The sequence below is a fragment of the Microbacterium sp. Leaf288 genome (assembly GCF_001422925.1).
GTDB lineage: Bacteria > Actinomycetota > Actinomycetes > Actinomycetales > Microbacteriaceae > Microbacterium.
Genome location: NZ_LMNI01000001.1, coordinates 333,322 through 346,146 on the forward strand (window position 1 = coordinate 333,322; position 12,825 = coordinate 346,146).

A 12,825-nucleotide genomic window follows, 5' to 3' on the forward strand; every position below is an offset into this window, starting at 1 on the left:
TCGTCCGAAACCTCCGATCCTGTGCCGATCTGTCAGGACTTGGGCAGTCCCGGCGGGTTGACGAGGCTCTCGTCGACGCGCTCGGACGTGAGGTCCCAGATCTTGAGGACCTCGTCGTACTGGCCGTTCTCGATGAGGTGGTTGAGCGCGATGGCCACGGGCTCGATGAGGCCGTTGCCCTTGGCGGTCGCGGCGGCGATGTTCGCCGTCAGCGGCCAGCCGCCGGGCACGAGGCCCACGAGCTTGGTGTCACCGGTCTCGCGAGCGGCCCAGGCCGACGTCGCGTTCGGACCGAACGTCGCGTCGATGCGGCCCGACTGCAGCGCCAGCACGGTCGCGGCGTTGTCGTCGAAGTACTGCAGCTCCGCCGGCTCTTCGCCGGCGGCCTCGAGCTCCTCGTTCCACGCGAGCAGCACCTGCTCCTGGTTCGTGCCCGAGCCGACCGCGATCTTGAGGCCCGTGATGTCGGCGGCCTCCTCGATCTTCTCGATGTCGCTGTCGCTCTTCACGTAGAAGCCGAGGAGGTCCTCGCGGTAGCTCGCGAAGTCGTAGAGCTCCTTGCGCTCCTCGGTCACCGTGACGTTCGAGGTGATGAGGTCGTACTTGCCGGACTGGATGCCGAGGGGCCAGTCCGCCCACGCGACGACGACCGGGTTGTACTCGAGGCCGAGCGCGTCGGCGATCAGGGCGCCGATGTTCGGCTCGGTGCCGGCGGGGTTCGTCTCGCCCTCGGGGATGTAGCCCAGCGGGGGGACGTACGCGGAGTGCGCCACCGTGAGCTTGCCCGGCTCGACCGGCTCGAAGCCGCTCGCCTCGAGCGCCTCCACGGCTTCGGCGACGGGCTCGTCCAGGCGAACCCACTGGATGTCGTCGGTCGCGACGTTCGCCGACTCCTCGGTCGCCTCGGGGGCGGCCGCCTCGGCCGGGGCGTTCTGGTTGACGCCCCAGACGATGCCGCCGACGATCGCGGCCACCGCGACGACGCCGACGCCGATCGCGATGCCTTGTTTCTTGCTCAGTGCCATTGCTGTGTTTCCTTTTCTCGGGTGAGGACTCGAAGGCGAGATCTCGGGGGGTTCAGGCCAGGACCTTCGCGAGGAAGTCCTGGACGCGGGGATGCTTCGGTGCGACCAGCACCTCGGCGGGCGGACCCTGCTCGATGACGCGGCCGCCGTCGAGGAACACGACGCGGTCGGCGACCTCGCGGGCGAACCCGACCTCGTGCGTGACGATCACGAGCGTCGTGCCGAGCTGCGCGAGGTCGCGGATGACGTCGAGCACCTCGCCGACGAGCTCCGGATCGAGCGCGCTGGTCGGCTCGTCGAACAGGATCACCTTGGGCTTGAGCGCGAGGGCGCGCGCGATCGCGACGCGCTGCTGCTGCCCGCCCGACAGCTGCCGGGGGTAGTGCTCGGCCTTGTCGGCGAGTCCCACGCGATCGAGCAGGCCCAGCGCGAGCTCGCGGGCGTCGTCCTTCGAGAGCCGGCCGAGCGCGACGGGCGCCTCGGTGACGTTCTCGAGAGCGGTCAGGTGCGGGAAGAGGTTGAAGTTCTGGAAGACGATGCCGATCTGCGTGCGGCGCTCCAGCACCTCCCGCTCACGCAGCTCGTAGAGCTTGCCGCCGCGCAGCTCGTATCCGATGAGCTGGCCGTCGACCGTGACCGAGCCGCGGTCGACGCTCTCGAGGTGGTTGATCGTGCGCAGGAGCGTCGACTTGCCCGAGCCGCTCGGCCCGAGGATCGCGACGACCTCGCCCGGCTGGACGGTCAGGTCGATGCCGCGCAGCACCTCGACGCCGCCGTAGCTCTTGTGGACGTTGTGGATCTCGACGAGGCCCTTCGTGGGGGTCTCCGTGGGGGTCTCCGTGACGGTGCTCATGTCAGCGCCCTCCGAACTTCGCGTCGTTGCCGTTGCTGTGCTGTGCCGCAGTGGGCAGGGGTGCAGCATCCGATCCCTCCAGAGGAGGTGGGGACGCACCGGAGTCCCCGAGACGCGCCCACTGCACGCCGAGCCAGTGACGGGCCCGCTGGACGGGCGTCGGCGGCAGCACGCGCACCGTGCCGCGGGCGTAGTGCCGCTCGATGTAGTACTGCGCGATGCTGAGGATCGTGGTGATGATCGTGTACCAGACCACCGCGACGAGCAGCAGCGGGATCACGCGGCTGTTGCGGTTGTAGATGACCTGCACCGCGTAGAACACCTCGGGGATCGCGATCACGAACACCACCGATGCGCCCTTGACGAGGCCGATCACCTCGTTGGTGGCGTTGGGGACGATCGAGCGCATCGCCTGCGGCAGGATGATGCGGGTCAACCGGCGACGCGGAGGGATGCCGAGTGCCGCGGCCGCCTCGAGCTGGCCCTGGTCGACCGACAGCAGGCCGCCGCGGATGATCTCCGCCGAGTAGGCCGCCTGGTTGAGGCTGAGGCCGAGGATGGCGGCCGCGAAGGCGCTGATGAGCTGCACGGTCGGGAACTCGACGATCCAGAAGTCGGTCGTGAACGGGGTGCCGAGGCCGAGGGTCGGATACAGGTAGCCGAGGTTGTACCAGACGATGATCTGCACCACGAGCGGCACCGAGCGGAAGAACCAGATGAAGACCCAGGCGGCGGAGTTGAGCAGCGGCGACTTCGCCAGACGGGCGAGCGCGAGGAGCGTGCCGAGGAAGAAGCCGATGGTCGCCGAGATCACGGTGAGTGCCAGCGTGATGCCGACGCCCTGCAGCACCGGCTCCGAGAGGAAGTAGTGGGCGAAGACGTCCCATTCGTAGTTCTCGTTCGTCACCAGCGACCAGGCGAACTGGGCGACGACGAACAGCACGACGATGCCGATCGACCACCGGAACCAGTGCCGGGTGTGGACCACGCGGAGGTCGCCCAGGTCGACGCGCGACGACGCCGCGGACGACGGCGGGGCGGCCTCGGCGGCGCCTGCCTGGCGCGGAAGTGTGTCGGTCATGAGGGGCTCCTCGGTCGGGGCGCGGGGGGTCTGCGGGCTGCGCCGGTAGGCCGACGGTAGGGCCCCGCCGGGCCGACCGCCCAGCCGCGCGGGCCGTCAGGCGACACGGATCGTGACGGTCTGCAACGCGGCGTCACACTCCGGAACCCGGCGACGCAGTCCGGCCCCGTGCGGGTGCGGAGACCTACCGTGGCTCGCATGTCCGACACCCCGTTCGCTGTCGCCCTGGAGCTGGATGCCCACGGCGCCCACCCCGCGGCATCCTCCGCCTCCGCTGCGCTGTCGCCCCGCCTGCTCGCCTCGCGCGTCGCGAGCGCCGAGCGGCTCGGCTTCACCGCCGTGACATTCGACGACTCACCGCTGCCGGTGGGGGATGCGGTCGCGCGTCTGGACGCCGTGCAGCGCGCGGCGTTCGTCGCGCCGCTCACCTCCGCCATCGGGCTCGTGCCGGTCGTGCACGTCGCCTACAGCGAGCCGTTCCACGTGGCCACGCAGCTCGCGAGCCTCGACTGGACCTCGAAACGCCGCGCGGGCTGGATCGCCGCCGCCTCCGGGTCCGCGCGCGAAGCCGCCGCGTACGGACGCGAGGCGTTGACCGACGCCGAGCTCGACCGCGAGCGCGCGGACGTCATCGAGGTCGCGCGCCGGCTCTGGGACTCGTGGGAGGACAACGCCGTCATCCAGGACGTCGCGACCGGCCGGTATCTCGACGCCGACAGGCTGCACTACGTCGACTTCGAGGGCGAGAGCTTCTCGGTGAAGGGCCCGCTCATCACGCCACGGCCGCCGCAGGGGCAGCTCGTGGTGGTGGCGCCCGCGGGCACCGCGGGTGCGGACGTCGCGCTGGTCACGGGTGCCGATCCGGCGGAGATCTCGGATGCTGCCGCCCGCGCACGTGCGGCAGGCGCGAGCCTCGTCTGGGCCGAGGTCGAAGTGGTGCTCGACGCCCGAGGGGTGTCCGCGGCTCGGCGGCTGTCCGTGCTGGGGCCCTGGCCGGAGGTCGGGCGCCTGCGCTACGCAGGCGAGGCGGGCGGTCTGGTCGCTCTGCTCGCCGAGCTCGCAGCATCCGTGGACGGCGTCCGCTTGCGCGCCGCCGAACTCGATGTCGATCTCGAGGAGGTGGGCCACGCGGTGCTGCCGGCGCTGCGGAAGCGGGTCGGGTTCCGCTCGCCGCGCGCCGGGGAGACCTTGCGCGACGCGCTCGGACTCGACAGGCCTGTCAATCGCTATGCCGCTGTGAAGGAGTTCGCATGACCACGTCCCGTCGCATCCAGTTCGGTGTCTTCTTCCAGGGGGTCAACTTCGGCACCATCTGGTCGAGCGACCGCAGCGGGTCGCAGTACGACTTCGAATCGTTCCGCCGCATCGCGCAGACCGCCGAGCGCGGGCTCTTCTCGGCCTTCTTCCTCGGTGAGGGCCTGCGGCTGCGCGAGCACTTCGGGCGCATCCACGACCTCGACATCGCCGGCCGGCCGGACGCGCAGACGCAGCTGGCGGCCCTCGCCGCCGTCACCGAGCGCATCGGCCTCGTGGCCACGCAGAACACCACGTACAACGACCCCTACGACCTCGCGAAGCGCCTGAACTCGCTCGACCTGTTGAGCGGCGGCCGTGCGGGCTGGAACATCGTCACGACCGACAACGCCTGGACCGGTGCGAACTTCCGTCGGGGCGGCTACCTCGAGCACGCCGACCGCTACCGACGCGCGGCGCAGTTCGTGGCCGCGGCGCAGCGGCTGTGGGATGCCGGAGCCGACGGCGTCGGCACGCCCGTGTCGGTGGCCGATCAGCTCGTGTCGTTCGAGGGACCCGCGCCGCTGCCGCCGAGCGCGCAGGGGCGGCCGGTGCTGTTCCAGGCCGGCGACTCCGACGAGGGCCGCGAGTTCGCGGCATCCAGCGCGGACGTGATCTTCTCGGGGCATCCGGGTCTGGAGGACGCCGTGGCGTTCGCCGCCGACGTGCGCCGGCGTCTCCCTCGCCACGGACGGAGCGAGGACGACCTCAAGTTCTTCCCCGGCGCGCAGTTCATCCTGGCGGCGACCGACGCCGAGGCCCGCGAGAAGGCCGAGTGGGTCACGCGCGCGCAGGTGCCGCCGCAGACGGCGATCCGCTTCCTCGAGCCGATCTGGGGCCGCGACCTCTCCGAGTTCGACGCCGACGGACCTCTGCCCGACATCGACCCCGTCGTCGACGAGGTGGACGGGCAGCGCGGGTCGCTGTTCCAGGGCCGCCGCGCGGTCGAGACGGCGCGCGAGTGGCGCGAGAGCGCGGCCGCCGAGGGCCTCTCGATCCGCGAGTTCGTCATCAAGCGGTCGTCGCTGCGCACCTTCGTGGGCGGGTACTCGACGATCGCCGACCGGGTGCAGCAGTACGTGGAAGCGGGCGCCGTCGACGGCTTCAACGTCTCGCCGTACCTCGTGCCCGAGGGACTCGACGACATCGTGGACGGCCTCATTCCCGAGCTGCAGGAACGCGGCATCTATCCGACCGAGTACGTGGGAACGACGCTGCGGGAGAACCTCGGGCTGCCGGAGGTGGGCGAGAGCGCGGAGCTCGCGGCCTGACGATCGGCCGGGAGCCGGCTCAGCCGAGGGCCGCGAGGAGATGCGCGTTGCGGTTGCGGATGAGTCGGCGCAGGTAGGGCACGAGCACCAGTCGCTCAGCGAGTGACCCGAAGACCGGGGAGGCGAGCGTGACGGTGTCCGTCATGCGGGAACCGGCCTCGAGCCGCTCGAACCGGTGCTCGTGGATGAAGCTCCGGAACGGACCCCGAACCTGCTGATCGACGAACCGGGTCGGCCTGTCGAGCGTCGTGATCTGCGAGGTCATCGTCCACCAGACGCCGAGATGACGAGCACGCCACGTGACCGTCTCACCGAGGCCGATCCGCCCGCTCACGACGCCGGCGACGGCTCGCTCACGCGACCGCGCCATCGAGGCGACGTGGGCGTCGATGTCGAGCGACAGGTCGAAGAGCGCCTCGACCGACAACGGGGTCTCGGTCACGAGCGTGAAGGTCGACGGCACCCTTCCATCATGGACGTACTCACAGGGGTCGCAGTGTCGGAGGTATGTTCTATGGTCGGAGCATGTTCATCGACCCGGAGCTCCCCCACCTGGTGCTTCCGGATGAGCTCGATCTCGTCCTCGAGGCGGCCGACATGATGACGGTGCTCGCCGCGCAGCGGCTGGTGCGCATCGACGTGATGCGGCGTGAGGCACTTCGCGAGGCGACCCGCAACGGCAGGGTTCTGACCGACGTTGTGGAGCGGGGGGTTCGGCTCGAACTCGCGGCCGCGCTGCGCATCACCGAGCAGGCCGCCGGTGACCTGCTCGCCCTCGCAGAGGCGATGGTGCACACCTACCCCGTGGTGCTGGCATCGATGGAACGGGCACGCATCACGGAGCGGCACGCCGAGATCCTGGTCTCCGCGGTGAACGAACTCGAACCCGAGTTCCGCACGCAGGTGCTCGCGCCGGGCCTCGCACTGGCGGAGGCGGAGCCGGTGGGAACGTTCCGGCGCAAGCTTCGTTCGCTCATCGACACCGTGCGATCAGCGACGCTCGCCGAACGCTATGAGCGGGCCGTGACGAGGCGCCGGATCGCCGTCGAGCCCGACGACGACGGGATGGGATGGCTGCATCTCTACGCTCCCATGGTTGCGATCACCGCCGTACATTCACGGGCCACCGCGATGGCCAAGGTCGTCAAGGCGGCCGACGGCGACACGCGCACCCTCGACCAGGCGCGCGCCGATGTCGTGCTCGACCTCCTCGTCGACGGTGCTGTCGAGGCTCATCCCGAGCAGGCCCGTGGTGTGCGGGCGACGGTTTTCGTCACGGTCCCGGTGCTCGCTCTCCTCCACGAGTCCGACGCGTCCCGCGCAGCCGCGGGGATCGACCCGCCGGTCGTCGAGGGCATCGGGCCTATCCCCTTGCCCCTGGCGCGGCAACTGGTGGGCGGCGCGCCCGGCTGGACGCGGGTGCTCACCCACCCCGAGACCGGAATGGTGCTCTCCGTCGGACGCGATCAGTACCGGCCACCGCCGGCGCTGGCGAAGCTCGTGAAGTGGCGCGCGGATCGGTGCATGGGACCCGGCTGCGGGATGCCGGCTTCCCGGTGCGACATCGATCACAACGTCGATTGGGCGCTCGGCGGAAGCACCGAACTGACGAATCTGGGGCCGCTGTGCGAAGGTCATCACACTGTCCGACACCACACCGACTGGACGATCGAACAGGTCGCCGGGTCGGGCGGCGCGATCCTCTGGACCTCCCCCGCGGGTCGCCGGTACCTCGTCAAGCCGGAACGCGCAGTTCCCGTGTTCCGGTCGGCGGACCACGACGACGCGCCGTTCTGACCATCGCAGCCCGCGCGCATGCGCGGGACCGGCGCGTTCGTTAGCCTGCTGGCGATGAGTTTCGACGTGGCGACCTGCGGGATCAACGCCCGGACGTGGGCGCTCGCCCACGAAGGCTCGACGGCGTACGCGACGCGCTGCCTGGCGTTCGTGGAGGACGCGATCGAGCGCTCGAACGACCTCGAGATGTTCGGCGGCGACGATGCGGCGGAGTCTGCGCGTCTCTATGGCGCAGTCGGGAACACCGGCGCACCGCCGGCCGACGCGCTCGTCTTCTACGAGAGTGTCGGCGAGCTCTTCGGCGAGCGCCGCGATTGGGGTCATGTCGGGCTCAGCCTCGACGACGGCCGCGTGGTGCATGCCTGGGACCGCGTGCGCGTCGACGAGTACCGCGCCCTCGAGGCGCTGACGCCGGCGACCGGGTGGGAGCCTCTGCGGTGGGTCGGCTGGGTGCCGCTCAGCCGCGTGCTCGAGGGGGCCCGACCGCGCACGTGGGATGAGGACCCCGCGGCTGCGGCCGCGCGGATGCAGGCCGAGCGCTTCGGCGGTTGACGGCCCCGCGAATCACCCGAAGGGCAGCCGGAACACGGCGAGGAGACCCCCGCGTGACGCCGGGATCGTCTCCCGCTCCGGCAGCCGGTCGAAGCCGAGGCGGTGGTAGAGCCGCTGCGACCGCTCGTTCTGCGGGCCGGTGTCGAGCACCAGAGCCGGCGCACCCCACGTCCGGGCGCGGGCGATCGCCTCGGCCATGAGCGCCTCGCCGATCCCCCGGCGGCGCGCCTCGGGCAGCACCGCCAGCAGGCGCAGCTCCGCCTCGCCACCCCGCGACTGCCGCACCAGAGCACTGTCGGCGCGCAGGAGGCTCGCCGTGCCGAGGATCGCCCCCGAGTCATCGACGGCCACGAGCAGGTCGCCGGCCTCGGCCCGCGCGGCCGCCCCGTGCAGCAGCGCGAGCCGTTCGGCGTCGGGCTGCGTCGCGCCGGGCTCGCCGTGCCCGAAGCCGAGGTAGGTCACCTCGCCGACCCGGTCGTACTCGTCAGGGCGGGCGGTCCGCACCAGGAAGCCACCCGTCGCGGCGGTCGACGCGGGACCCGACGCACCGGTGTGCGCGGCATCCGTCTGCAGCAGCTCCGCGGTCATCGCGCGACGACCAGGCGATCGGCACGATCGGTGTGAGCGACGAGGGTCTCCCGGGTGATCACTCCCACGATCCTTCCATCGCGCAGGACGGATGCTGCCGCCCAGCCGGGATGCGAATCATCCAGCGCCGCGAGCACCTCGCCGGGCGAGCGCCCGATGCCGACGGTGGGCGGTGGCGCGGCCACGCGGTCACGCACGAGGCCCTCCCCGGCACCGGCGGCGAGCGCGCGCCGGAGGCCGTCGAGGGTCACGAGACCGGCAGCGTCACGCGCGGAGAACGGCGCCTCGTGATCGCTGCGCAGGTATACGGCGAGCACCGGGGCCGCAGCATCCGTCCCGCTCTCCTCGAGACGCTCCACCGCCTCGGCCACCGACAGGTGCAGGCCCACGCGCGCCGCGGGCTCCTCCACCAGACCCTCCAGCGTCGGCGCATCGCGCTGCTCGAAGACGAAACCCCGGTCGGCGAGCCACTCGTCGTCGAAATAGGTGGAGAGCGCGTTGCGTCCGGAATCGGGCGCGAGGGCCACGACCACGTCGTCGCGGCCGAGCCGTCCGGCCAGCCGCAGCGCCGCGGCCAGCGCGGTGCCGGCAGAACCGCCCAGCAGCAGTCCGTCCTCACGGGCCGCGCGCCGGGCGGTGAGGATCGCCTCGCGATCGTCGACGGTGACGTACTCGTCGACGACGTCGAGGTGGAAGGACTGCGGCCAGATGTCCTCGTCCGCCTCGGGGTGCACCGTGTGGCCGGCGCCCTCGATGTACTTCGGGCTGCCGTCACCGCCCGAGTACGACGAGCCGGCCGGATCGGCCGCGATCACGCGCACCGCCCCACCACTGAGCTCCTTGAGCGCACGGCCCGTGCCCGAGATGGTGCCGCCCGTGCCCACGCTCGCGACGAAGTGCGTCACGGCCCCCTCGGTGTCGGCCCAGATCTCCGGGCCGGTCGAACCGACGTGCGCGGCGGGGTTGGCGGGGTTGTCGTACTGGTCGGCACGCCAGGCGCCGGGCGTCCCGTCGACGAACCGGTCCGCGGCCGCGGACAGGCTGTCGGGGTGCCCCTTCGGCACGAACGCGTCGACGAGTCGCACCTCGGCGCCGTACGCCCGGAGCAGGCTGATCTTCTCCGCCGCGATCTGGCTCGACGTGAAGATCACCGCGCGATAGCCGAGGTGCGCCGCCACGAGCGCCAGACCCACGCCGGTGTTGCCGGAGGTCACCTCCACCACGGTCCCACCCGGGCGGAGCGCACCGTCGCGCTCGGCGGCGCGGATCATCGAGAGCGCGGCGCGATCCTTGACGCTGCCACCGGGGTTCTGGTGCTCCAGCTTCACGTAGACCCTCGGCAGCAGCCCGGCCGCGAGGCGATGCACACGCACGAGCGGCGTGCCCCCGATGGACTCGATCACGGACTCGTACCGCACCATGAGCAACCCGCCTTCCCAAGGATGTCCCCAGACGCTACGGCGCCCGTGGCATGGACCCGGCCCGGCTTCGTCGCGCGGGGCCATGCGACGTCGCGCGGCGTCACAGACCCGGGCCGCTCGCGACGGCGCGTGACGGATCATGGCGCCGTGTGACGGACGGATGCCTGGAGCGGCGCGCGCCGGCCGTAGCGTGGCGCCGAGGAGCGGCATCCGTCCGTCCGTCCGACGTCCGTCCGTCCGTCCGAAAGGATCACCCCGCCATGACCGACACCACCGACACCGCGGCCGAGCCCACCTTCGACGCGCCGCTCATCACGGCCGAAGAGGCCGCCGGGCGCGCCGCCGCGGGCGCCCTCGTGATCGACGTGCGCAGCGACGCCGGCCGCGAGCGCGACGGCGTGATCCCCGGCTCCATCCGCGGCGATCGCGACAACCTCGACGCGCAGTTCCTCATCGACTCGCCCGAGAAGTTCGCCGAGATCACCGACTGGGACCAGGACATCGTCATCGTCTGCGGCTCGATCCGCGGCTCCGGTCCCGTCGCCGAACAGCTCCGCGAGAAGGGCTTCACCAACGTCGCCCACGTCGACGGCGGCTTCCCGGCGTGGAAGGAATCGGGCGCACCCACCGCGGAGGCGCCGTCTCGATAGCGGTCGTCAGGCGGTCCGCAGGATCCGCTCGGTCACCCGCGCCGAGAAGTGGAGCGCGTCGACGGGGATCCGCTCGTCGGCGGCGTGGAACTGCGCGAACACATCGAAGTCGCGGGGCACACGCAGCGGAACGAACCCGTAGCCGTGGATGCCGAGCTTCGCGAAGTGCTTGTTGTCGGTGCTGGCCGGCAGCAGATACGGCACGACCACGCCGTCGGGGTCGTCGACCGAGATCGCGTCCTGGAGGACGTCGATGATCGGCGCATCGACCGGAGCCTCGGTCGCCGACCACCAGCGCCCCTCGCGGATGTCGATGTCGTCGCCGACGAGCTCGCGCAGGCCCTCGCGCAGCGCGTCGTCCTGGCCGGGGAGGATGCGGATGTCGAGCCGCGCCGCCGCCTCCGCCGGGATGATGTTCGTCTTGTCGCCGGCGTCGAGCACGGTCGGGGTCGCGGTGTTGCGTGTCGTCGCGCCGACGAGCGACGACACGAATCCGAGGCTCTCGAGGTCGTCCGCGAGCGACTCATCGGTGAACGCCAGACCGCGCGCCGCACCGAACACGTCGAGGAAGCGCTGCAGCGCAGGCGTGCGCACGACCGGGAACCGGTGGGCACCGACGGCCGCGACGGCCTGCGCGAGCCGCACGACGGCGTTGTCGTCGGTGGGCCGCGAGCCGTGCGCGGCGTGGCCGCGGGCGCGCAGCGTCGACCAGGCGACACCCTTCTCGCTGGTGGCGACGAGGTACGCGCGGCGGTCGTCGCCGGGCTCGTCGGCCAGCGGCACCGAGAATCCGCCGACCTCGCTGAGCGCCTCAGTGACGCCCGCGAACAGGTCGGGCCGGTTCTCGACCAGCCATCCGGCGCCCCACACGCCGCCGCTCTCCTCGTCGGCCAGGAACGCGAACACCAGGTCGCGCCGCGGCACGATCCCCTCGCGGGCGAAGTGCCGCGCCACCGCGAGGATCGTGCCCGCGTAGTTCTTCATGTCCACGGCGCCGCGGCCGTAGAGGTAGCCGTCCTCGACGTCGGCGCCGAACGGCGGGTGCGTCCAGTCCTTCTCCTCGACGGGCACGACGTCGAGGTGCGCGTGCACGAGCAGGGCGCCGGCATCCGGATCGCTCCCCGGAACGCGCGCGATGAGCGAGCCGCGCCCGGGGCGCGACTCGACGAGCTCCGACGCGATGCCGACCTCGGCCAGGCGCTCCTGCACCCACCGCGCCGCGCGGGTCTCGCCGTCGCCGATCGTCGCGGCGACGCCGGTGTTCACGGTCTCGATGCGGATCAGGTCCCGCACGAACTGCAGCGCCTCGTCCTCCAGCAGCGTCGGCACGGTGGTCCTCCTCGGTTCGGGCACGGCGGTCCCTCCGCCGCGGCCGAGGCTAGCCCGACTCGTGCCGCCCTCGCGCCGACGCGTGCCACGCGGAGTCACACCGCGACGCGCCGCGACACTCCCCACTCGATATGGTGAGCGCATGACGCGCACGCGGGGATGGGCGACGGTGTGGACGGTGCTGCGACTCGTGATGGCGGCGCTGATCGCCGCCGCGATCTCGGCGCAGCTGGCGAAGTCGATCGGCACGGCCATCGAGCTCGGCCGCGACGTCACCACGACGATCGCGAACTTCTTCAGCTTCTTCACGATCCTCTCGAATGCCGCCGCGGCCGTCGTGCTCGCATGGGCGGCGCTGTGGTACCTCACCAAGGGACGCCGAGCGGATGCTGAGCCCCACGGTCTCGCGGTGGCGCTGGCGTGCGTCAGCACCTACATGATCATCACGGGCATCGTCTACAACACCCTGCTGCGGGGCATCGAGCTGCCGCAGGGCAGCGCCCCGATCCCGTGGTCCAACGAGGTGCTGCACCTCATCGCCCCGATCTTCCTGCTCCTCGACGTGTTCCTCGGACCGCTCCGCCGCGCCCTCGGCTGGCGGAGCCTCTGGAGCGTGGTGGCGTTCCCGATCGTGTGGGTGATCTACACGATGATCCGCGGACCCCTCATCACGAACCCGGTCAGCGGTGACCCGTTCTGGTACCCGTACCCGTTCCTCAACCCGAACAACCCCGGCGGCTGGCCTTCGGTGGTCCTCTACGTCATCGGGATCGCGGCCGCGATCGTCGCCGTCGGGGCCCTCGTCGTGTGGTGGGGACGGCGCCGAGGTGCGGCTGCCGGCGCGTCGGATGACGCCGGGGCAGCGGCATCCGTCCCCACCACCGCACTGCCGGACTGACGCGCGACCAGCCGGCCACAGAGGCTGAATCGTGTCCCCCGAACGGAGGACACGCCCGGATTTCCGC

13 protein-coding genes are annotated in these 12,825 nt (G+C 71.5%); 6 read left to right on the plus strand and 7 right to left on the minus strand.

Annotated features, from left to right (window positions below):
• Window positions 1-32: 32 nt before the first annotated feature.
• From ASF40_RS01440 to ASF40_RS01450, 3 genes are read right to left on the minus strand one after another with little or no spacing between them, the layout of a single operon-like run.
• Window positions 33-1,025, minus strand: a complete 993-nt coding sequence (locus ASF40_RS01440) for an ABC transporter substrate-binding protein (RefSeq protein ID WP_056365393.1) — start codon at window positions 1,023-1,025, stop codon at window positions 33-35.
• A 52-nt stretch (window positions 1,026-1,077) separates the two neighbouring features.
• Window positions 1,078-1,878 carry an amino acid ABC transporter ATP-binding protein gene (locus ASF40_RS01445; RefSeq protein ID WP_056365397.1) on the minus strand — a complete coding sequence of 267 codons (801 nt, stop codon included), beginning with the start codon at window positions 1,876-1,878 and terminating at the stop codon, window positions 1,078-1,080.
• Window position 1,879: 1 nt separating this feature from the next.
• Entirely contained in the window at window positions 1,880-2,959 is a 1,080-nt protein-coding gene (locus ASF40_RS01450) for an amino acid ABC transporter permease (protein WP_056365399.1), read from the minus strand.
• A 198-nt stretch (window positions 2,960-3,157) separates the two neighbouring features.
• Here ASF40_RS01450 and ASF40_RS01455 point away from each other — a divergent pair, with 198 nt between their 5' ends.
• Together ASF40_RS01455 and ASF40_RS01460 are read left to right on the plus strand one after the other, a co-directional pair.
• On the plus strand, window positions 3,158-4,213 hold the full coding sequence (locus tag ASF40_RS01455) for an LLM class flavin-dependent oxidoreductase (protein ID WP_056365402.1): 1,056 nt from the start codon (window positions 3,158-3,160) through the stop codon (window positions 4,211-4,213).
• A complete protein-coding gene (locus ASF40_RS01460; protein ID WP_056365404.1) occupies window positions 4,210-5,523 on the plus strand; it encodes an LLM class flavin-dependent oxidoreductase in 1,314 nt (437 codons plus the stop codon). Before ASF40_RS01455 ends, ASF40_RS01460 begins: the two co-directional genes overlap by 4 nt.
• A gap of 19 nt (window positions 5,524-5,542) precedes the next feature.
• On the opposite strand, the gene ASF40_RS01465 is transcribed toward ASF40_RS01460, so the two are convergent.
• Window positions 5,543-5,986, minus strand: a complete 444-nt coding sequence (locus tag ASF40_RS01465; RefSeq protein ID WP_056365407.1) for an SRPBCC family protein — start codon at window positions 5,984-5,986, stop codon at window positions 5,543-5,545.
• Between the two features lie 62 nt (window positions 5,987-6,048).
• On the opposite strand from ASF40_RS01465, the gene ASF40_RS01470 reads away from it, so the two are divergent.
• Window positions 6,049-7,320, plus strand: coding sequence for an HNH endonuclease signature motif containing protein (locus ASF40_RS01470; RefSeq protein ID WP_056366650.1), 1,272 nt, complete (start codon window positions 6,049-6,051; stop codon window positions 7,318-7,320).
• Between the two features lie 54 nt (window positions 7,321-7,374).
• Window positions 7,375-7,872 (plus strand): hypothetical protein, encoded by a 498-nt coding sequence (locus ASF40_RS01475; RefSeq protein ID WP_056366653.1) that lies wholly within the window; start codon window positions 7,375-7,377, stop codon window positions 7,870-7,872.
• A 12-nt stretch (window positions 7,873-7,884) separates the two neighbouring features.
• Here the strand turns inward: ASF40_RS01475 and ASF40_RS01480 are convergent, their stop codons facing one another.
• Together ASF40_RS01480 and ASF40_RS01485 are read right to left on the minus strand one after the other, a co-directional pair.
• Window positions 7,885-8,460, minus strand: a complete 576-nt coding sequence (locus tag ASF40_RS01480) for a GNAT family N-acetyltransferase (RefSeq protein ID WP_056365410.1) — start codon at window positions 8,458-8,460, stop codon at window positions 7,885-7,887.
• A complete protein-coding gene (locus tag ASF40_RS01485; RefSeq protein ID WP_056365412.1) occupies window positions 8,457-9,881 on the minus strand; it encodes a pyridoxal-phosphate dependent enzyme in 1,425 nt (474 codons plus the stop codon). Before ASF40_RS01485 ends, ASF40_RS01480 begins: the two co-directional genes overlap by 4 nt.
• A 260-nt stretch (window positions 9,882-10,141) precedes the next feature.
• Between ASF40_RS01485 and ASF40_RS01490 the strand changes: the two genes are divergently transcribed.
• Window positions 10,142-10,531 (plus strand): rhodanese-like domain-containing protein, encoded by a 390-nt coding sequence (locus tag ASF40_RS01490; protein WP_056365416.1) that lies wholly within the window; start codon window positions 10,142-10,144, stop codon window positions 10,529-10,531.
• Between the two features lie 6 nt (window positions 10,532-10,537).
• Here ASF40_RS01490 and ASF40_RS01495 read toward each other — a convergent pair whose 3' ends face one another.
• Window positions 10,538-11,860, minus strand: coding sequence for a M20/M25/M40 family metallo-hydrolase (locus ASF40_RS01495; RefSeq protein WP_235560090.1), 1,323 nt, complete (start codon window positions 11,858-11,860; stop codon window positions 10,538-10,540).
• Window positions 11,861-12,002: 142 nt separating this feature from the next.
• Here ASF40_RS01495 and ASF40_RS01500 point away from each other — a divergent pair, with 142 nt between their 5' ends.
• Entirely contained in the window at window positions 12,003-12,758 is a 756-nt protein-coding gene (locus tag ASF40_RS01500; protein WP_056365422.1) for a Pr6Pr family membrane protein, read from the plus strand.
• The last annotated feature ends 67 nt before the right edge of the window (window positions 12,759-12,825 follow it).

What these genes read in the sequence shown, in the direction of transcription:
- ASF40_RS01485 (WP_056365412.1), bottom strand. Translation starts at nt 9,881, where the DNA reads ATGGTGCGGTACGAGTCCGTGATCGAGTCCATCGGGGGCACGCCGCTC.
- ASF40_RS01455 (WP_056365402.1), top strand. Translation starts at nt 3,158, where the DNA reads ATGTCCGACACCCCGTTCGCTGTCGCCCTGGAGCTGGATGCCCACGGC.
- ASF40_RS01470 (WP_056366650.1), top strand. Translation starts at nt 6,049, where the DNA reads ATGTTCATCGACCCGGAGCTCCCCCACCTGGTGCTTCCGGATGAGCTC.
- ASF40_RS01440 (WP_056365393.1), bottom strand. Translation starts at nt 1,025, where the DNA reads ATGGCACTGAGCAAGAAACAAGGCATCGCGATCGGCGTCGGCGTCGTC.
- ASF40_RS01460 (WP_056365404.1), top strand. Translation starts at nt 4,210, where the DNA reads ATGACCACGTCCCGTCGCATCCAGTTCGGTGTCTTCTTCCAGGGGGTC.
- ASF40_RS01480 (WP_056365410.1), bottom strand. Translation starts at nt 8,460, where the DNA reads ATGACCGCGGAGCTGCTGCAGACGGATGCCGCGCACACCGGTGCGTCG.
- ASF40_RS01450 (WP_056365399.1), bottom strand. Translation starts at nt 2,959, where the DNA reads ATGACCGACACACTTCCGCGCCAGGCAGGCGCCGCCGAGGCCGCCCCG.
- ASF40_RS01445 (WP_056365397.1), bottom strand. Translation starts at nt 1,878, where the DNA reads ATGAGCACCGTCACGGAGACCCCCACGGAGACCCCCACGAAGGGCCTC.
- ASF40_RS01475 (WP_056366653.1), top strand. Translation starts at nt 7,375, where the DNA reads ATGAGTTTCGACGTGGCGACCTGCGGGATCAACGCCCGGACGTGGGCG.
- ASF40_RS01490 (WP_056365416.1), top strand. Translation starts at nt 10,142, where the DNA reads ATGACCGACACCACCGACACCGCGGCCGAGCCCACCTTCGACGCGCCG.
- ASF40_RS01500 (WP_056365422.1), top strand. Translation starts at nt 12,003, where the DNA reads ATGACGCGCACGCGGGGATGGGCGACGGTGTGGACGGTGCTGCGACTC.